This window comes from Sphingobacteriaceae bacterium, from assembly GCA_016715905.1.
Lineage (GTDB): Bacteria > Bacteroidota > Bacteroidia > B-17B0 > Aurantibacillaceae > Aurantibacillus.
In genome coordinates this window covers 100785-118971 of record JADJXI010000003.1, presented here as the reverse complement: position 1 = coordinate 118971, position 18187 = coordinate 100785, and the positions used below count along the sequence as shown (strand labels likewise).

The 18187-nt window shown below is 34.5% G+C and carries 18 protein-coding genes; 8 read left to right on the top strand and 10 right to left on the bottom strand.

Features of this window, described 5'->3' with window-relative positions; all coding sequences use genetic code 11:
• The 4 genes from IPM51_00860 to IPM51_00845 form a co-directional block, all read right to left on the bottom strand.
• A complete protein-coding gene (locus IPM51_00860; protein ID MBK9282850.1) occupies positions 1–231 on the bottom strand; it encodes a rhodanese-like domain-containing protein in 231 nt (76 codons plus the stop codon).
• An 18-nt stretch (positions 232–249) separates the two neighbouring features.
• Positions 250–447 (bottom strand): hypothetical protein, encoded by a 198-nt coding sequence (locus IPM51_00855; protein ID MBK9282849.1) that lies wholly within the window; start codon positions 445–447, stop codon positions 250–252.
• A 1-nt stretch (position 448) separates the two neighbouring features.
• Positions 449–673, bottom strand: coding sequence for a DUF2892 domain-containing protein (locus IPM51_00850; GenBank protein ID MBK9282848.1), 225 nt, complete (start codon positions 671–673; stop codon positions 449–451).
• A gap of 99 nt (positions 674–772) precedes the next feature.
• Positions 773–1405, bottom strand: coding sequence for a Crp/Fnr family transcriptional regulator (locus IPM51_00845; GenBank protein MBK9282847.1), 633 nt, complete (start codon positions 1403–1405; stop codon positions 773–775).
• 132 nt (positions 1406–1537) lie between these two features.
• Here IPM51_00845 and IPM51_00840 point away from each other — a divergent pair, with 132 nt between their 5' ends.
• Both IPM51_00840 and IPM51_00835 read left to right on the top strand, forming a co-directional pair.
• Positions 1538–2152 carry a class I SAM-dependent methyltransferase gene (locus IPM51_00840; GenBank protein ID MBK9282846.1) on the top strand — a complete coding sequence of 205 codons (615 nt, stop codon included), beginning with the start codon at positions 1538–1540 and terminating at the stop codon, positions 2150–2152.
• 81 nt (positions 2153–2233) lie between these two features.
• Positions 2234–3865, top strand: coding sequence for a hypothetical protein (locus IPM51_00835; protein ID MBK9282845.1), 1632 nt, complete (start codon positions 2234–2236; stop codon positions 3863–3865).
• Positions 3866–3927: 62 nt separating this feature from the next.
• Here IPM51_00835 and IPM51_00830 read toward each other — a convergent pair whose 3' ends face one another.
• On the bottom strand, positions 3928–6066 hold the full coding sequence (locus IPM51_00830) for a SpoIIE family protein phosphatase (GenBank protein MBK9282844.1): 2139 nt from the start codon (positions 6064–6066) through the stop codon (positions 3928–3930).
• A gap of 133 nt (positions 6067–6199) precedes the next feature.
• On the opposite strand from IPM51_00830, the gene IPM51_00825 reads away from it, so the two are divergent.
• Positions 6200–7342 carry an aminotransferase class I/II-fold pyridoxal phosphate-dependent enzyme gene (locus IPM51_00825; GenBank protein MBK9282843.1) on the top strand — a complete coding sequence of 381 codons (1143 nt, stop codon included), beginning with the start codon at positions 6200–6202 and terminating at the stop codon, positions 7340–7342.
• A 1-nt stretch (position 7343) separates the two neighbouring features.
• Here the strand turns inward: IPM51_00825 and IPM51_00820 are convergent, their stop codons facing one another.
• Both IPM51_00820 and IPM51_00815 read right to left on the bottom strand, forming a co-directional pair.
• On the bottom strand, positions 7344–8660 hold the full coding sequence (locus IPM51_00820; protein ID MBK9282842.1) for an amidohydrolase family protein: 1317 nt from the start codon (positions 8658–8660) through the stop codon (positions 7344–7346).
• Positions 8661–8753: 93 nt separating this feature from the next.
• Positions 8754–8966: a hypothetical protein gene (locus tag IPM51_00815; GenBank protein ID MBK9282841.1), complete on the bottom strand. Its 213-nt coding sequence runs from the start codon at positions 8964–8966 to the stop codon at positions 8754–8756.
• A gap of 110 nt (positions 8967–9076) precedes the next feature.
• Between IPM51_00815 and IPM51_00810 the strand changes: the two genes are divergently transcribed.
• From IPM51_00810 to IPM51_00800, 3 genes are read left to right on the top strand one after another with little or no spacing between them, the layout of a single operon-like run.
• Complete coding sequence (locus tag IPM51_00810) at positions 9077–10024, top strand: hypothetical protein (GenBank protein MBK9282840.1); 948 nt, start codon at positions 9077–9079, stop codon at positions 10022–10024.
• Positions 10025–10039: 15 nt separating this feature from the next.
• Entirely contained in the window at positions 10040–11422 is a 1383-nt protein-coding gene (locus IPM51_00805; GenBank protein MBK9282839.1) for a DUF1800 domain-containing protein, read from the top strand.
• Positions 11419–12603 (top strand): DUF1501 domain-containing protein, encoded by a 1185-nt coding sequence (locus IPM51_00800; protein ID MBK9282838.1) that lies wholly within the window; start codon positions 11419–11421, stop codon positions 12601–12603. Before IPM51_00805 ends, IPM51_00800 begins: the two co-directional genes overlap by 4 nt.
• On the opposite strand, the gene IPM51_00795 is transcribed toward IPM51_00800, so the two are convergent.
• Both IPM51_00795 and IPM51_00790 read right to left on the bottom strand, forming a co-directional pair.
• Entirely contained in the window at positions 12604–13836 is a 1233-nt protein-coding gene (locus IPM51_00795; protein ID MBK9282837.1) for a tetratricopeptide repeat protein, read from the bottom strand. It abuts the gene before it with no gap.
• A 9-nt stretch (positions 13837–13845) separates the two neighbouring features.
• Complete coding sequence (locus IPM51_00790) at positions 13846–15447, bottom strand: FMN-binding glutamate synthase family protein (GenBank protein ID MBK9282836.1); 1602 nt, start codon at positions 15445–15447, stop codon at positions 13846–13848.
• Between the two features lie 139 nt (positions 15448–15586).
• Between IPM51_00790 and IPM51_00785 the strand changes: the two genes are divergently transcribed.
• A complete protein-coding gene (locus tag IPM51_00785; GenBank protein MBK9282835.1) occupies positions 15587–17149 on the top strand; it encodes a T9SS type A sorting domain-containing protein in 1563 nt (520 codons plus the stop codon).
• Positions 17150–17151: 2 nt separating this feature from the next.
• On the opposite strand, the gene IPM51_00780 is transcribed toward IPM51_00785, so the two are convergent.
• Positions 17152–17547, bottom strand: coding sequence for an acyl-CoA thioesterase (locus IPM51_00780; GenBank protein ID MBK9282834.1), 396 nt, complete (start codon positions 17545–17547; stop codon positions 17152–17154).
• A 141-nt stretch (positions 17548–17688) separates the two neighbouring features.
• Between IPM51_00780 and IPM51_00775 the strand changes: the two genes are divergently transcribed.
• Positions 17689–18186 carry a hypothetical protein gene (locus IPM51_00775; protein ID MBK9282833.1) on the top strand — a complete coding sequence of 166 codons (498 nt, stop codon included), beginning with the start codon at positions 17689–17691 and terminating at the stop codon, positions 18184–18186.
• The last annotated feature ends 1 nt before the right edge of the window (position 18187 follow it).

Genomic DNA, 18187 nt, shown 5'->3' with positions numbered 1-18187 from the left:
TTAAACATTAAACCACGAACCGGCATCCGTACAGGCTATTCCGTTTTGCTTTAAATACATGGCGGCCTGTGCACTTCTGCCACCTGAGGCACAACAAAGCACTATATTTTTCATGGCTTTAATTTGCTCCAAATTTTGTGGTATTTTTTGTACGGGTATATTAATACTTCCATTTGCGTGTCCTCCCTGAAATTCCGCTTCAGAGCGTACGTCAATTATTGTTTTTTCCATATTCTTTGTTTTTAAAATTTATTTTTTATTGTCTTTAAAAATTCCAACCATTAATGCGCCTGTAATAGCCCCGTATGCCGTACTGATATAAGGATTAGATGTTATAGCGCAGGTACCCGAGCTACATCCAACAAAATACCAGTAGGCCAAACCTAAAACAGCACCCACTCCTCCTCCAATTACTTCTATTTTATTTTTTAGCAATAATGTTTTCATGTTAGTCCTTCTTGCTTGAATCTTCTTCATTATTACTCGTATTAATTCCAAAAGGAATATACAAAGGGCAGGTTTTTACAAGAGCCGTCAAAATAAATACCCCTGATATAATTAATGCAATAATTGCAACTGTACCATTAATGATACCGGAGAAATAAAGCACTGCAACAACCAAAGCAATTACGATGCGTATTACTCTGTCTACTAATCCCATATTCTGTTTCATAATTTAAGTTTTATGAATCAAAGGTATAGGCAAGAAGGGGTAAAGAATGTAACAAATGTTGGATAAGCCCGTATCTTAACAAATTTTAGACCGAAAAGCTTAATAGGAATCTTTTAATAGGCGAATATTATTTCTGCCTAATTGTACTATGCCCTTTTGTTCCATGGTTTTTAGCAGTCGGCTAATGGCTTCCCGATGGGCATGCAATTCGTCAGCTATTTGCTGGTGTGTAATTTCAATTAAATCAGTATTGATAGCCTGTGTACGTTGTTTTAAATAATGAAATAATTGTTCATCCATGTGACTAAAGGCTATTAAATCTATAACCTGTAATAATTCGCTGAATCTATGCTGATAATTAGAAGAAGTGAACATTTTCCATTCATGAAATTTAGTCCATGTTTCTGTTTTTTCGATGGGAATTCTTAAAATTTCTGAATCAGTTTCCGCAATGGCCTTAATCATACTTTTTTTACCGGATTCACAACAAGTAAGCGACATGGCACAGGTTTGGCCGGGAAAAAGATGATATAAAAAAACTTCCTGGTCATTCTCATCCTGTCTGATAATCCGAATACTCCCTTTTAATACGATAGGAATAAATAAAATCTGATCGCCGGGTAAAATCAATATTTCATCTTTTTTAATGCTTTTAATATTACCGTGTAATTCAATTTCACTAATTAAATCCGGATCGGAAAATAATTTTAAGTTGGATACAGAAACAGACATAAACAAAGATATTAGTTTTCAAACAACATTCATATACCGGAATACGATTGTTAAAATAAAATAAACAAATATCAAACTATCCTCTCTTCTTATTTGTTTGTTTAAATTAGTAGTGAAATTGACATTAAATTAATGGATAATAAACGAAAACACTGGGAGAATATCTACTCAACCAAAGCGCTACAGGAGGTGAGTTGGTATCAACCGGTACCGGAAACTTCGTTACAGTTTTTTGTTGAACTTGATATTCCCAAAAATGCTTCTATAATTGATGTAGGTGGCGGTGACAGTTTTTTAGTTGATTATTTATTGGATTTAGGCTATACGGATTTAAGTGTTTTAGACATTTCTGAAAATGCTTTAACTAGAGCCAAAGAAAGATTAAAAGAAAAAGCCGAACTTGTGCACTGGATTCATGCTGATGCGTCAAAATTTATCCCTGAACGTAATTATGATGTGTGGCACGATAGAGCTGCGTTTCATTTTTTAACTACAGCAGAAGAAATTGAAAATTATGTTCAAACTTGTAAATCGCACATTACAGAAAATGGTGTAATGATTTTGGGAACATTTTCCGAAAACGGGCCCAAAAAATGCAGTGGCATTGAAATCAAACAATACTCCAAAGAAAGCATGACGCAGTTACTGATGGAATATTTTGAAAAAGTAAAGTGCATTGAAGTAGCCCATCAAACTCCTTTTGACACTATTCAGAATTTTATATTTTGTAGTTTCAGAAAAAAATAAACCTAATTATTTTTAGATGCTTTTTTAGTTTTTTCATATATAAAATTATTGTTTATATTGAGCTCTTAAAAATTTATTCGTATGAAAAAAATCTGCATTTTACTTTGCTCCTTTTATTTTACTTTAAACGCACAGGTAAATGAAACACCAACAAACCGTTATGTTTGGAATAGAAAAGGTACTGAACCGGCACAAGGTTACGTGATATTAAAAAGTGGAAAAAAAATGGAAGGCATGTTGGAGCTGAAAGGCGATGAAAGAAATGTGAAAAAAATTATTTTAGTAAAAGACGGGAAGGAAATTGAATTGGAACCGGCGAGTTTAAAAGCATACGGTTTAAATGTGGGTGAATTAGTAAATGACTCTCCTGAAGAAATGTATGAATGGAAACAAGGAATGACTTCCACTACTAATGGCAAAACAACCACTAAAAGTCACACGAAGGATAGAAAAGGATATGTAATTTTAAATGATGAAAAAAGAATTGAGGGGATGTTGCATTTAAATAAAGTGAATAATGTATTAGATGAAATTGTAATCAAAAATGACGTTGATGGCAAAAAAGTTTTTTCGCCTGCAGAAGTTTCGCACTACGGATTAATTCCAACGATTAGCGACATTACTAAAAACGGAACGGTAATTCACGATGATATTGGTCGTAATTTTCAAAAAGGATTTTACACCAAAACCGATGATTCCAAAACAGAAGGATGGATGGCTTTTATGAAAGCTAACGACATTCCAAGAAGCGATGCTGTTATTTACCACACCCTGTTTTACACCGCTAATCAAGAAGATGCCTTAAATGTGGTACCTGCAAATGATTTAAAAGAAGTAACGCAAATAATCAATGGCGTGAATGTGGTTTTCATTAAATACAAAGATGGATTTGTAGAGCAATCTAAAATTGCATCGCTAAGTGTGGGTGATCAGTTTAAATTGTACCAACCCGGTAAAGTTATTTTAAGCGATAACACCGAAGTGAGCGGACAAGTGATGCAGATAATCAGCGGAACCAAGAGTATGGGAATAAAAGTAAAAGACGCTACCGACACCGAAACCTCTTACAACCACGAGCAAGTATCTTTTTTCGAACAAAAAGTGAAAGATGAAACATTTTATTTCATTTCAGATGAAGGACAATTTCATAAACTTGATTTTAACGGAAAAGTTTTTGCTTATTATAAAAATCCCAATCCGAAAAGCATAAACAAATTCGCTACTAAGCTTGCCAAAGGAGCGGCATCTACTGCGGGCTCACTTGCTTCCAGCCAAGCCATCAACTCCACTAACATGACTGAAGAAAATAAAAAGCAAGCCAGACAAAATATTCAGTCCGCATCTACCGAAGAGCTTCAAGCAACCAGTAAAGGAATAAGCCAGGTGCAGGAGAAAAGCGGCTCGAAGAATAAAAACAGCGAAATGAATCAGGAAATGAACAAAATGCAAACTGCATTAGTTACCGAAGCCGCAGGAAGAGAATTAGCCAACAGTATTGTGGTTTATAATGTAGAATATGTTTTACTGAACAAAAACACCAAAGAAAAAAGTATTATTATTAAAAATGATTTCAGCGACAGTATTGAACCCATCCTACAATCCTGCGAAGATTATTTAATGATGCCAAAAGCGGATCAAAAGAAATACAAAGACAAAGATAATTTGCAGGAAACACTAAAGATGCTAGATAATTGTTACAACGGAACCAAATAGGTTCAAAAGTAAAAAGGCGGTTCCATGGATCGCCTTTTTTATTTACATAGTATGCGTTAAGATTAAAATTTTATTCCTACTACGCAAACATCATCCACCTGCTCTAATTCCCCTTTCCAATCTTCAAACATTTTTTTCAATTCGTCCCGTTGCGCATTCATGTCTAAATAAGAAATGATTTTTAAAAATTCATTCAGATTTTTATACTTGAATTTTTTTCCTTTTGGTCCGCCAAACTGATCTGCAAAACCATCGGTATAAATATATAAAACATCACCTTTCTCCACTTTTACTGAAAAGGTATTAAAATTGTTTTTGCGCTCTCCCATCCCTACCGGCATACGATCAGCCTCCAATTCCAATAAATTACCGGCTCTTATGATTACCGGTTTACAATTGGCGGCCGCGTACTGCAATACCTTGTCTTTTTCCGGTAACAACAACAACACACCGTCAAAGCCATCTTTTTGTTCTTCTCGGCTTAAATTATGAATTAAACGCTCTCTTACGAAATTAAAAACTTCTCCGGGGTTAAGTATTTTTTTCTCATTGATGGCCTCCGTTAAAAAACCAATATTTAACAAGCTCATAAATGCACCCGGAACACCATGACCGGTACTATCACAAACCGCCAGAAAAAATCGGGAAGTGAATAATTCGCTCGATTCAGATTTATCAATTGTTTTGGTAGCCCAATAAAAATCTCCGCTTACGATATCCTTGGGTTGAAACAAAATAAAATGTTCAGGTAGATTCTCTTGCAATAATTCTTTATGTGCCAACAAAGCATGCTGAATTTTCCGGGCGTAATTTATAGAATCAATAATCTCTTTATTTTTAATAGCGAGTTCTTCTCTTTGCTCCACCACTTCGGCCGTTCTGATTTTTACCTGACTCTCCAGTTCTTCGTTTTGTTTTTCAAGCATCAACTTCTTCTCCTTTTCTTGTTGTATGGTTAGTTCAGATAATTTTTCCACTTTATGTAACTGCAATATTAAATCCCGATTGTTTTTCGTAAACATAAAGGCCAGATAGGTTGACATGCTTATAGGTAAACTTAAAATGCCCAAAACCAATAGTGTGAAAATAAATACTTGACCAAATGGCCCTGAAGCAAAAGATAAATTCAAAAAATTACTTACTACAAAATATACTGCCGCAAAATAAATAAAGATCTGAAGGCCCATTTTTACAATTCGAATGCCATTACCCTTTTCTGCTTTAATTCGACTAATGAGCATACCGGTTAATATGCAGGAGAAGGTGGTATACAATGCGATAAGCGCGAATATTATCAAGCTGTATAAATTTGGAATTCCAAAAAGTAAAACGGCTGCAACAATTGTAACTATATTAACCAATTGTCTTAGTCGACTTCCCTTCTTGATATCTGCTACCGCAAATACGAGCTGCAATAAAAAGTAAAATACCGGAATTAAAAGCCTCCATCTTAGAAAAAGCGATAAAATAATAAGCCTTGGTGATTCGGAAGCGTGAGCTATTTCAAAAAGGGAAATAAGTAAGGCAAACAAAGTAGTAAATACTGCGAAATATAAATTGGAAACTTCTTTTTTATAAAAAAAGTAAATTAAACAGTGTAATAAACCAAGTGCGAATAAAATACCAATGACGATTAAGAATCCGGTTGAAAATAAACCGTTAGTTCCCAATTTGCTTGAATAAACCGAACTTGATTTACTTATTAAAACTTCAAAGCCCGCACACGACTCATTGAGTTTCGAATAAAATGAATGGAACAGATGATTTGAATAATTTACTTCTAACCAATGTGTGCCAGCTTTTAAAAAGGCATACGTGATTCGCTTGCTTTTGGGATTTATACAAATCTCATCCTCCGCTTGATTAGCCGGTATTCCGAAACCTCCAATTTTTTTACCATCCATAAAAAAATCCGACGCTCCAAAGTGATAAACATTAATGGTAAGTGGCACGCCAACAAGTCCGGAATCAATGATTAATTTTTTTCTGAATTTTACAATTGAGTTAAAGTCTCGATTTTCTATACAATAGCTCTCCTGAATAGAATCCCATGTTTTTGTTTCGGCATTAAAAATTTCCCAGTGAATAAGTTGTAATAATGCATTTTTTCCGGTGTCTGATAAATGAATGTGACCGGTTTGTGCCGGAAGTGAAGTAGCTAGAAATACTAGGCTAATAAATAAATATAGCTTTCGAAACAATTTTAAGAATTCTTCTTTATATCTGTAAAGTTATTTAATTTTAGTCCGAATCAAAATAATTTGACTCAATTTCTGCCTTGTGTTTATTTAATCTCAATAAATTCATATGTGGAATATGTATATTTGTTTGTAAATGGAATTAAAAAGTAAACTTCCGGGTATTGGCACCAGCATTTTTGCAATTATGAGCGGTTTAGCCCGCGAGCACAATGCTATAAATCTATCTCAGGGATTTCCTGATTTTGATTGTGACAAAAATTTACTCAGCCTTTGTCAAAAGTATATGAATGCCGGGTTTAATCAATATTCGCCTATGCCGGGAGTTATTCAACTACGCGAACGAGTGGCTGAAATTCTTGAAACTTGTTACCAAGCGGTTTACTCACCAGATACTGAAATTACTATAACAGCCGGCGCTACGCAGGGTATTTTTACTGCCGTTTCTGCATTCGTAAAGCCCGGTGATGAAGTTATTGTTTTTGAACCCTGCTACGATAGTTATATTCCAAGCATTGAAACCAACGGAGGCAAAGCTGTAAAAATAAAAATGCTTGCACCTGAATTTAAAATTAATTGGGCAGATGTAAAATCGGCGATAAATGCATGTACCAAAATGATTATCATCAATACTCCTCATAATCCCACCGGAATTTTATTAAAGCAAGAAGATTTAATTGCACTGGAGCTTTTGGTGAAAGGTAAAAATATTATTGTTGTTAGTGATGAAGTGTATGAACATATTGTTTTTGATGATCGAAGCCATCAAAGTGTAGCGCGATATCCAACTTTGGCCAATCAATCTTTCATCGTTTCTTCCTTTGGTAAAACCATACACACTACAGGATGGAAAATTGGTTATGTGGCAGCACGTAAAGAATTAATGAATGAATTCCGAAAAGTTCATCAGTTTCTGGTTTTTTCGGTTAATCATCCCTTTCAGTTAGGTATAGCCGATTATTTATCGGATAAAAATAATTATCTGGACTTAAAAAATTTTTACGAGCAAAAAAGAAATTTATTTTTAAAACTCACTTCCGGATCTCGCTTAAAACCGATTATTGCCGAAGGAACTTATTTTCAACTCATGTCATTTAAAGCCATCAGTTCAGAAAATGATATGGATTTAGCTATACGCTTAACCAAAGAAAAGGGAATTGCAACGGTACCCTTATCGGCCTTTTACGCCGAACATACCGATCCGTCTATATTAAGATTTTGCTTCGCTAAAAAAGATGAAACGCTGGAGCAAGCCGCTGAAATAATTAATAAATTATAGTTTATTTAGGCTGTTTTACTAAATCTTCCGGCAAAATATATTTACCATGTAAAATTATGGCTTCTACTTTTTTAATATTAGAAAGATCATCTAAAGGATTACCCGACAACAGTACTAGGTTGGCCTTCTTTCCAATTTCAACACTTCCCCAGGTATTGTCATTTAAACATCTGGCCGCATTTAAAGTTGCGCATTTCAGAATTTGATAATTACTTAAACCTGCCTTTTTATACAACATCATTTCTTCATACACGGAAAATCCAGGGACGTTATAAGGACCATCATCAGGACTCAAAAGTAAATTAACATCTTCATTCGCCATTAATTTTAATACCGGGAAAAATGATTCTATTTTTGATTTGGAAGGTTTTACATATTTTGATTCAAAATCTGTTTTAAAATGTTCCTTGGCCCGGGTCAAATCCTCTTTATAAGATTTTCCCCATTCCTTTTTAATTTTGGTGCTCAAAAAGTTCATGCCATTCCTGGCATTCAAAACTTCTTCTTTCATGTCGAATGAATAGATATAGTAATAAGATAAAGTTGGACAAATACCAACAGCACTTTTTTTAAGTTCCGGAATTAATTGTTTGAACTTTACCGTATCATCTTTAAATAACTTCAGTACAGGTTGGTAATGTTCAATACTTCTAAATCCGGCGGCAAATGTTTTTTCAAAATTATTTTGATAAGCATGGCCTGCAATAGCAACTGTATATTGTTTACAGGCTTCAACCAGATTTTTAAATGAGGCTTCATCTAATCCATGCAGATACTTTATAAAATCAAATCCGTTTTGCGAAACTTCTTTAACAATATTTTCGGCTTTGCCTTTATCCATCACCGTATCGTTTTCATTTAACAAAAAAGAAACACAAAGCTCAGGCGCATTAGCTTTAATTCCTTTTTTAACACTATCTCTTATGGCCAAGTGTTCTTTTTTACCGCGCATGCTTCTCACCAAAGTTACACCGGCGGCCAATTGCAGATTTAAATATTGCTGGAGTTTTATGGGATCGTTTTTTTCCGGTAAGTGGCCATGCATATCAGCCAGGCCGGGCATTAAGTAGGCACCCCCACAATCGTGCACAACATAACCCACGGTTGATTCTTTCTTCTTAGCCCTTTTCCCCGGTTCACGCACATAGGGGAAAGGAGTAATTTTTTCAATTTTCCCATCTCGAATGAAAACATTGCAACCCGGAATGGTGATGTTATGATTAATGGGCAGAATATTTACGTTACGCAAAACAATATTCTGTGCCTGCGCATGAGTAATAAAAAAGAGCAATAAAAATAAATTGATTTTGCTTTTCATTGTTGCAAGTTAAAACTAACAACTGAAAACTCGACAATTTTAATCAACAAAAAAGCCCCGCTTTTTGAGCAGGGCTTTTCATAAATAATTTCTTTATTCATACGTGCCATCACGCTTGGCAATTTTCTTATATTTTTGAAGACGTATTGTCCAATAAAATATTGAACCAATAATAAATATCCAAATAAACACATTTGGAATATGGCCCATGGATTTCATGATATCAAATACCCAGTAAGAGAATTTTCCAATTCCTTCAAAAACATCTGTCCAGGTTATCATTAAGCTTATAAGTAATGTATGCATAGTGTACGGTTTTGAATTCTAATTTCGTAAGTTTACCGAACAAAAATAACAATAATCTCTAAATAAAAAAATTGTTTGCCACGGTCTTAAATAGGGGTTTTAAAGAGGCAATGCCTTATATATCAGCACTTTTACTAGTTTGTGCGGGCGCTAGTATATTTGCAGCACAAAATGTTGAAAACAGCTTATTTCCCAATTTATTCTACAACTTCTTTGCCAAAGAAATCCAAAGTCAATACGCAAAAGTCTTAATCAATTATGGCGTACTGGCCATTTGCTTGATTATTTTAAATTTTATAACGTTACGGCAAGAGATTGTGGAAAAACAAAATTTTTTTCCATTATTTCTGTTTGCTGTTTTAAACGTAGCCGCTATTCAGCCAGGACAACTCAATGCTCAAATTTTAACTAACTTTTTTATTTTAATTTCCTTATACAAAATATTAAAATCGTATAGGGAAGAATTTGTTTTAAATGAAATTTTTGAATCCTCCTTCTATATCAGTTTATCGGCATTTATCAGTTTTACCGCTATAATTAATTTCCCGGTATATTTTATTGCATTGTCAATATTAAGACCATTTAATTGGAAAGAATGGATTGTAGCCCTGATTGGGTTTTTAGCTCCGGTTTTTATTTATGAATCAATTGCATACCTGAGTAATTTTAATCAATGGTATTTTATTAAAGCAGCCAAAATGTTTTTCAACGATTTTAAATTTCCTACGTTTAGCGAATATTATCTGCCACTTGTTGCTATTATTGTGCTTCTTTTTATTGCCGCTTTGTTTAAAATGTTTTCATTTGGCCTTGGTAATACAGTTAAAAAACAAAAAGCAAAAACAATTTTTTTATGGTTTACCCTTTTCAATATTTTTGGTATTCTTTCCGGCGGAATGAATAGCTCAGAATTAATTCTGATTTTTTCTATTCCATTTGCTTTTATTTTAGGCGACTTTTTTTATTCCATCAAACAAACCAAAATCAGCAATACTCTTTTAACACTTTTATTCATTTGTATTTTAATTGTTTACTTAGCATCATATAATTTAATTTAATTATATTTATTAGCAATGCCTACACCGCTTGGTCAAATATTTCACTTATATAATCGCTTAGGATTTGGAATAAGCTATAAAGAAGCAAAGGAAATTGCACATAAAAATATTAATGAAATTGTAAATGGTTTAATTATCTCTTCCGGCATAAGTACTTACTTGTCGGTCATCAAAAAAGAAGAAATACAGGCTTTTAAGGAAACCATTGCAGAAGGAAAAAATAAGGTGGAGGTTCAGAACCTCAATAAAATGAAAACCATGGAGTTGAATCTACAGTGGATGAAGCAACTCATTGATACAAAAAATGTATTGGTTGAAAAGCAAACCCTTTTCTGGCACAATCATTTCGCTTGCAGAATTCCTAATCCGTATTTATTACAGGAGCTCAATAACACCATGCGTAAATTTGCTTTTGGCAACTTCAGAGATTTATTAGTGGAAGTTTGTAAAAGCCCGGCCATTTTAATTTACCTCAACAATCAGCAAAATAAAAAAGAACATCCCAATGAAAATTTTGCACGTGAATTGCTTGAACTTTTTACATTAGGTCATGGCAATTACAGCGAGACTGATATTAAAGAAACCGCGAAAGCATTTACCGGATGGGGATTTAAAAAAGATACCGGCGAGTTTTTTTTCAACGAAAAATTATTTGATTTCTCTGAAAAAGAAATTTTCGGTAAAAAAGGAAATTTTGGCGGCGAGGATGTGATTAATATGATCATCAGTAATAAAAAAACAGCTTATCATATTGCTCGCAAAATGTATCGATATTATGTGAATGAAAATGTGAATGAAAGCCGGGTTAAAGATTTAGCGGAGTTTTACTATCAAAATCAATACAATACCGGCGCGCTAATAAAAAAAATATTTTCTTCTTCCTATTTCTTTGAAGAAGAAAATATAGGAAGTAAAATTAAAAGTCCGATTGAACTTTTGGTTGGCCTAAGCCGTCAGTTTAAAATTAAATACCACCGATATGAAGCCCTGTTTAAATTTCAGGAAATATTAGGCATGCAGTTGTTTTATCCACCCAATGTTGCAGGATGGAGTGGTGGAAGAAATTTTATTGATAGCAGTACACTCATTTGGCGCATGAAACTACCCGGCATATTATTAAGCGATGTTAAACCTACCGGCACTAAAGTACCGGCACCTGAAGTAGAGGAAAAAGAAGAAACGGAAAACAATACGGCCACAAATTTAATAGGCGCTGAAATAAATTGGGAAGGGATATTGAGTGAATTAACTGATTTGGATTTTGAGAAACTGATAAAAGTGTATTTGGCCAAATCACCCAAACCGGAAACAATTCAGAAAATAAAAGAATTAACCGCATTGAGTAAAAAAGAAATGGTATTGAGCATCGTATCTCTACCGGAATATAGTTTAGTATGAAGAGAAGAACATTTTTAAAAACAAGTACCTTAGCCTCGGCAGGATTATTTTTGCCATCCCTCCTGCGGTCGGGTAATTTTCTTTTTCCTCAAAAAACTACCAAAAAACTCATCCTTATTCATCTCAATGGCGGCAATGATTGGCTGAATACCATTATTCCTTTTAAAAATGAATTGTATTACAAATTCCGACCTAAAATTGCAATACCTACTGATCAAGTAATTCCACTCACCGGAACTTTAGGACTACATCCTGCATTAAAAACGCTAAAGGAATTATATGCCCAAAAAGAAATGTGTATTGTAAATAACGTGGGTTACCCTAATCCTGATCGTTCACATTTCAGAAGCTCGGATATCTGGCACAGTGCCGGTGATTCCAACGAATATATAAGTACAGGCTGGCTGGGCAGGTATATGGACTTACATTGTACTAATGCCTATGAAGCCGTGCAAGGTGATTTGAATTTATCTCTGGCATTAAAAGGAAATAATTTAAATGGCGTTGCAATTAAAAATTTAAAGCATTTACATACTGAGTTACAATTACCCCTATACGATAACCTGATTAAAAGTGTAAAAGTTGATGAATTGAATAACGACAATCAATCCTATTTATATAAAACTTTAATACAAACCCATACGGCCTTTGATTACGTTTTTGAAAAAAATAAACTAGTTCAAAACAACAAAGAATACCCTAAAGGAGGTTTCGGGACTCAATTAAAGAACGCGGCCTCCTTAATTGCAGCCGAAAGCGATATCAAAATATTTTTTATGAGTATCAATGGTTTTGATACACACATGGGTCAACTCAAGCGACAAGAGAAATTACTTACCAATTTTTCTGAAGGAATTTCAACTTTTATTGAAAACTTGAAAGAACTCAATAAGTGGGACGATACCTTAATAATGACCTACAGTGAATTTGGAAGAAGAGCAGAAGAAAATGCCAATGCCGGAACCGACCATGGTACAGCCGGAAATGTTTTGCTGTTCGGAAAAAATTTAAAAAAGACCGGGATTGTAAATGAAGATCCGGATTTGGAAAACTTATTGGATGGTGATTTAAAACACAGCATTGATTTCAGAAGTATTTATAAAAATGTGCTTCAAAACTGGATGCAAGTTGATGCCGATGCAATTATTCCCCAAAAAGTAAAAGGACTCGAATTAATTTAATTAATTTTTACCTTTTAATTTTTCTAAAGAACTTTGTATGTATTTATCGTTGGGAATTAAAGCTCTTTGTATGCGACTGGCGTAAGTAAAACTATCGTGTATCTCGTTCAAGGCTCCTTTTAATTCAATGTTTTTTAATCGGAATATTTCTTTTTCCTTTTCCGAACTTTCTATTTTGTGTTTATTATTTAAATTTTCAATTTTCTTAATCACTTCCTGATTTAATACCTCATCCTTTATCTGATGAAACTTTTTAAAATGCGCGTATGCTTCGGCAATATTTCCCGTACATTCAAAAGAATAGGCTAGTAATTCATGCGCCTCGTATTGTTTCATTTGCACTTTTAATGCTATAGCCAAATCCAATGCCTGATTGGCAAACGATAACGATTTTTCGTAGTCCTTCAAATTCAAATATATTTTTGACAAGGCTAAGTAACTCGTACAAATAGGATTTTGTAAATTATTTGATTTTCTGATTTCAAGACTTTGCAAATGATACTCCAAGGCTTTAGGCATTTCCTTCTTCACAAAATAATAATCACCTAAATCTCCATAAATTTTAGATTCCATCAGTGCATTGGGACTTTCTGAATTTTGAATAGTGGTAAGAGCCTTTGTGAAATAATTAAATGCATTATCAAAATCATTCAACTTCATATAACAAGTTCCTATTGCGCTGCAAATTCTGCCATTCAATTCAATGTTTTCTCCTGTAAATTCTTGTCCCTGTATATAATATTCAACAGAACTATTATAATCTCCAAACTGTTGACACAACTCTCCGGCCTGATAACATGTAACCGATTTAAAATAATTAAACAATTTTGAATTTTGTGTTTTATCAATCAAAGAAATAGCCGACTGAATATTTTGTTGAGCTAAATCTAATTGTCCGATTGAACGGTAGGCAATGCCTTGCATACAAAAAGTAGCCAGCAAACCCTCTTGATTATTTTCAATTTCAAAAAGCGTTATAGCAAGCTTGCAATTATCTAATGAGGAATTATACTTGCCTTTAAAAACATCAATCATGGCAACAGTAAAGAGATGATAGGCTAGTTGCAAATTACCGGCTTGTTTATACTTTTCGCCAAATGCTATTATTTCATCCAGCTCATTTAAAGGAAGCGTAACAATTTTTGGCCAGGCCTGACGATAAAACTCAAAAATATCCGTATTGCCGTTTTCAACTTTTTGTTTTAACTCCCTAAAAAAATCGAACTGACTCATTTCATTGAATTATGAATATTGAATAGCACTTTCAAAGGTTTCTTCACTGGCATGCATAACCGATAATTCCCATCCTATTGGGAACGGTGCTTCCAATAATGATCCTTTCAGTAAATAAGGATATAACTCGGCGTAGGTTTGAATTTGATTAGCACTTACTCTACGATAAATATGCGAACGATGTAATTTTTTTGGATGTGATATGCCGGCTGCCGCCATTAACTCTACAGCCGCTTTTACCGTTTCTTGATGGTAATTGGCCACACGAACTTTTTTATCATCTACATCAAGCCCCTTATATAATTTTGGATTTTGTGTGGCTACACCTGTGGGACAAGTATTGGTGTTACATTCTAAAGCCTGAATGCATCCCAAGGAAAGCATCATGGCTCTTGCACTTCCGCACATATCAGCACCCAGTGAAATATTTCTCACTAAATCAAATCCGGTATGCACTTTTCCGGAAGCAATAATAGCAATGTGTTTTTTTATTCCAAAGCCATTTAAAGCATCGTAAACAAAAGCTAAGGCATCGCGCAAAGGCATACCTACCGAATTGGTAAACTCCAGCGGCGCAGCTCCTGTTCCCCCCTCACCTCCGTCAACCGTTATGAAGTCAGGCATTATTCCGGTTTTTATCATGGCTTTGCATATCGCAATAAATTGTATTTTTTGTCCTATGCATAATTTAAATCCAATAGGTTTTCCTCCACTTAATTCTCTTAATTTTTTTACAAATTCCAACAAGCCAATGGGATTCGAAAATGCCGTGTGATAAGGCGGAGATAATACATCTTTTCCTTTTTCAACCAAACGTATTTTTGCAATTTCATCGTTCACCTTCGCAGCGGGTAAAATTCCTCCATGACCGGGTTTTGCTCCTTGTGATAGTTTTATTTCTATCATTTTTACATTGGGAATTACCGCTCTTTCTGCAAAAGCTTCGTAATTAAACGAACCATCCGAATTTCTGCAGCTAAAATATCCGGTACCAATTTGCCAGAAAATATCTCCACCGGGTTGCAAATGGTAAGGACTCAATCCTCCTTCTCCGGTATTGTGCGCAAATCCGCCAATTTTTGCTCCTCCATTTAAGGCCATCACGGCATTTTTACTTAAGGAACCATAACTCATAGCCGATACATTTAAAATGCTGGCCGAATAAGGTTGTTTGCAATCCGGTCCACCGACTAATACTCTGGGATCATGATCTACTTTATCATGGGCTAATGGAGAAATAGAATGATTTAACCATTCGTATCCGGTTTCATAAACGTTTAACTGCGTTCCAAAAGGAGTAGTATCATTTACTTTTTTTGCGCGTTGATAAATTACATTTCTGCTTAATCTATTAAAAGGCGCACCATCGGTATCCGACTCAATGAAATACTGGTAAATTTTTGGACGCATCCATTCGGCCCACCAACGCATACGACCAATCACCGGAAAATTGTGTTTTAAACTGTGTTTGGTTTGGCTTAAATCCATTATACCCACTATAACAATAGGCACAACTAAAATAAATAGCCACCAAATCCAATTCATAAAATAACCGCCCGCACCAATTGCAGCTAGTATGATTAAAGAAATACCAATAAATTTTGCTTTCATATTTTTATGATAGAAGTTTAAAAATAAGGAAAAGTATGGGATATAAATAGTAAATATTATGGTAATTTGAAAATATACGCATTCGCAAAATACACAGGCCTATTAAACTTTTTATTAATTTAAATGTCTTACCTTAGTTATGATGAAAATAAAAATTTTACTTCTCACGCTTTGCATAAATTCTGCGCTATATGCGCAGGTTCCGGCCGATTTAAATATTAATGCCAACCTCACTTTTAATGGGGAACAATCTATGGCCATGCATCCCAACAATCCCGCCCATTTAGTGGTGGCCTGGATGAAATATATTTTTGCTCCGGCACCGGCCGGTATGATGATTGCTACCAGCACTTCTACCAACGGAGGTTTAACCTGGAGTACACCGGTTAATATTCCGCACTTTCGTCCGCATTGGACATCCGCTGATCCTACTTTAGCATTTAATACCAATGGCGATATTTATTTGGGATATATTGATTATAAAATTCAAAAAGACAGCGGTGCCGTTTACGTGGCGAAATCAACTAATGGCGGAACAAGTTGGGGAACACCATCTAAAGTAATCGACTTTTTTGATAATGCCGACTTAGCCATTGACCGACCCTGGATTGCAGTAGATAATAGCGGAGGAGCATATGACGGCAATGTGTACTGCGTTACCATGAGTATTAAAGAAGATCCCTTGCCCCACCATAATTATTTAATGAAATCAACGAATGGCGGAAATACCTGGTCGGCTCCTTTACAAATTGATGTGGCCATACCCGGAGGACCGACAGTTAAACCCATGGGAATACCTTGTGTTAGTAAAAACGGCAAATTAAATATTGCTTATTTCTCGTATAACCCGCCACAATCTTTGTTGGGCAGATTTATTTGTGCCAGTTCTATAGATGGAGGTAATTCACTTTCAGCAGCAGTCATACAAACCATTGGCGCAACGCCAATCACCAACGATACGCTATTGCAATACTCTTATCATTTAGCCGCAAATCCTACCAACAGCAATAATTTAGTTTTTACTTATGTAGATAAATCTAATAACGATTATGATATTAATTCGGCTTACTCCAATGATGGAGGAAATAGCTGGAGTAATGCACAAAGAATTACGAATGATCTAATCAACAACGGCAATAATCAGGACATGTGTTGGGCCGGATTTTCAAGTACGGGAAAATATGCCGGTGTTTGGCGAGATAGAAGAGCCAATAGCGGCGCACAAAACCAGCCTTATAAAATATGGGGAAGTCTTTCTGTTGACGGAGGAGCAAATTTTACGCCTAATTTTCAAGTATCACAAAGTGATGGACCATTAATGATACCCGTAGATGGAAATGATTTTTTGGGTTGTGTATTGAATGATACCGTGGTTTATTCCTGTTGGACGGATAAAAGAAACGGAAGTACCAATCAACTTTATTTTAATAAATATAAAATGAGTCAAATTACCGGCTTAGCAAAAAATAAGTTGAAAGAGGGGATAATTTTCCCAAATCCAAACAACGGGGAGTTCACTATTTTGTTTGAAGATCATGCGGAAAGAAATATTCAGATTTTTGATGTCAACGGAAAATTAGTTTATGCTCATAAAAATCAATCCGATCAATTGAAAATTAAATTAAAAGAATGTAAGGGGAATTATTTTGTAAAAATGGAGAGCAAAGGAGAAATATTTACCGTAAATATGCTGGTGGAATAAAATTAAGCTTCCAAACTTTTTCGAACCGAAGCGGGAATTTCCATTTTTTGTTGTTTACTATAATCAAATAAAACAATTACATCGGTTATTTCAGCGGCTAGTTCATTTTTTGAATTATATATTTTATGATTGAGTTGGAGGCTGGTGTTTTTAATCCAGTCGACACTTGTAATTATTTTTATGGAACCCGGATAAAATAAGGGTGCTTTAAATTGGCAGGATGAATGAGCAACCGCAAAGCTGTTTTTATTTTCAGGATCGGAAGTATTTATACCCACGCTCTCCAGGTAATTTACTCGTGCACTTTGCGCATATTTAAAATAGGCCACGTTATTTATGTGACCAAACAAATCCATTTCGCTCCAGTCGAGATTAATATTCAGGCTTAATGATTTCATAGATTGTTTAAATATATCACTTTCCACTAAAAGAATTACAAGAGCTTTCGCTAGAACTATTTCTTTTCATCAAAAATTGTTATATATTCGTTTAACCTAATCAATTTCTTGAAAAAAATCATCTTATATATTATACTCCTTTTGACAAGTTTCACTTTGCTCACCTGCAAAAAATACGATGAGGGAGGATTGGTTGCAAGAAGGTGCAAAAATCTTTTTGGAGGAACAAAATCAGGCTCAAGCAAAACGTGGAAATTAAAGAAATATGAAGTGGATGGGATTGACTCTACCTATTTAATCAATACTGGGGGGATACCTGATTTTTATGAAAAGCATTTAACAATTACCCTGGTTGACAAAAAGGATATGTGTTCTTATAACGCAAGTTCTTTTATATTTAAGTATAGCGGTACAATTAGTGCAAGTTATAAATCAATAATAATTGGTAATAATATTGATTTGATAACCTTGAATTCACAATGCCGAATAATAGATAATATTAATTATTGCTCTAGAAACATTTTCTATCCTGATCAAAGCGATCCTATTTCTGAATGGAAAATAACAAAGCTTACAAGAAATGAAGTAATTCTACATAAACAAAATAAAAAAAACTACCACATTAAGTTGCAAAATTAAT

What these genes read in the sequence shown, in the direction of transcription:
- IPM51_00860 (MBK9282850.1), bottom strand. Translation starts at nt 231, where the DNA reads ATGGAAAAAACAATAATTGACGTACGCTCTGAAGCGGAATTTCAGGGA.
- IPM51_00855 (MBK9282849.1), bottom strand. Translation starts at nt 447, where the DNA reads ATGAAAACATTATTGCTAAAAAATAAAATAGAAGTAATTGGAGGAGGA.
- IPM51_00850 (MBK9282848.1), bottom strand. Translation starts at nt 673, where the DNA reads ATGAAACAGAATATGGGATTAGTAGACAGAGTAATACGCATCGTAATT.
- IPM51_00845 (MBK9282847.1), bottom strand. Translation starts at nt 1,405, where the DNA reads ATGTCTGTTTCTGTATCCAACTTAAAATTATTTTCCGATCCGGATTTA.
- IPM51_00840 (MBK9282846.1), top strand. Translation starts at nt 1,538, where the DNA reads ATGGATAATAAACGAAAACACTGGGAGAATATCTACTCAACCAAAGCG.
- IPM51_00835 (MBK9282845.1), top strand. Translation starts at nt 2,234, where the DNA reads ATGAAAAAAATCTGCATTTTACTTTGCTCCTTTTATTTTACTTTAAAC.
- IPM51_00825 (MBK9282843.1), top strand. Translation starts at nt 6,200, where the DNA reads ATGGAATTAAAAAGTAAACTTCCGGGTATTGGCACCAGCATTTTTGCA.
- IPM51_00820 (MBK9282842.1), bottom strand. Translation starts at nt 8,660, where the DNA reads ATGAAAAGCAAAATCAATTTATTTTTATTGCTCTTTTTTATTACTCAT.
- IPM51_00815 (MBK9282841.1), bottom strand. Translation starts at nt 8,966, where the DNA reads ATGCATACATTACTTATAAGCTTAATGATAACCTGGACAGATGTTTTT.
- IPM51_00810 (MBK9282840.1), top strand. Translation starts at nt 9,077, where the DNA reads ATGCCTTATATATCAGCACTTTTACTAGTTTGTGCGGGCGCTAGTATA.
- IPM51_00805 (MBK9282839.1), top strand. Translation starts at nt 10,040, where the DNA reads ATGCCTACACCGCTTGGTCAAATATTTCACTTATATAATCGCTTAGGA.
- IPM51_00800 (MBK9282838.1), top strand. Translation starts at nt 11,419, where the DNA reads ATGAAGAGAAGAACATTTTTAAAAACAAGTACCTTAGCCTCGGCAGGA.
- IPM51_00795 (MBK9282837.1), bottom strand. Translation starts at nt 13,836, where the DNA reads ATGAGTCAGTTCGATTTTTTTAGGGAGTTAAAACAAAAAGTTGAAAAC.
- IPM51_00790 (MBK9282836.1), bottom strand. Translation starts at nt 15,447, where the DNA reads ATGAAAGCAAAATTTATTGGTATTTCTTTAATCATACTAGCTGCAATT.
- IPM51_00785 (MBK9282835.1), top strand. Translation starts at nt 15,587, where the DNA reads ATGATGAAAATAAAAATTTTACTTCTCACGCTTTGCATAAATTCTGCG.
- IPM51_00780 (MBK9282834.1), bottom strand. Translation starts at nt 17,547, where the DNA reads ATGAAATCATTAAGCCTGAATATTAATCTCGACTGGAGCGAAATGGAT.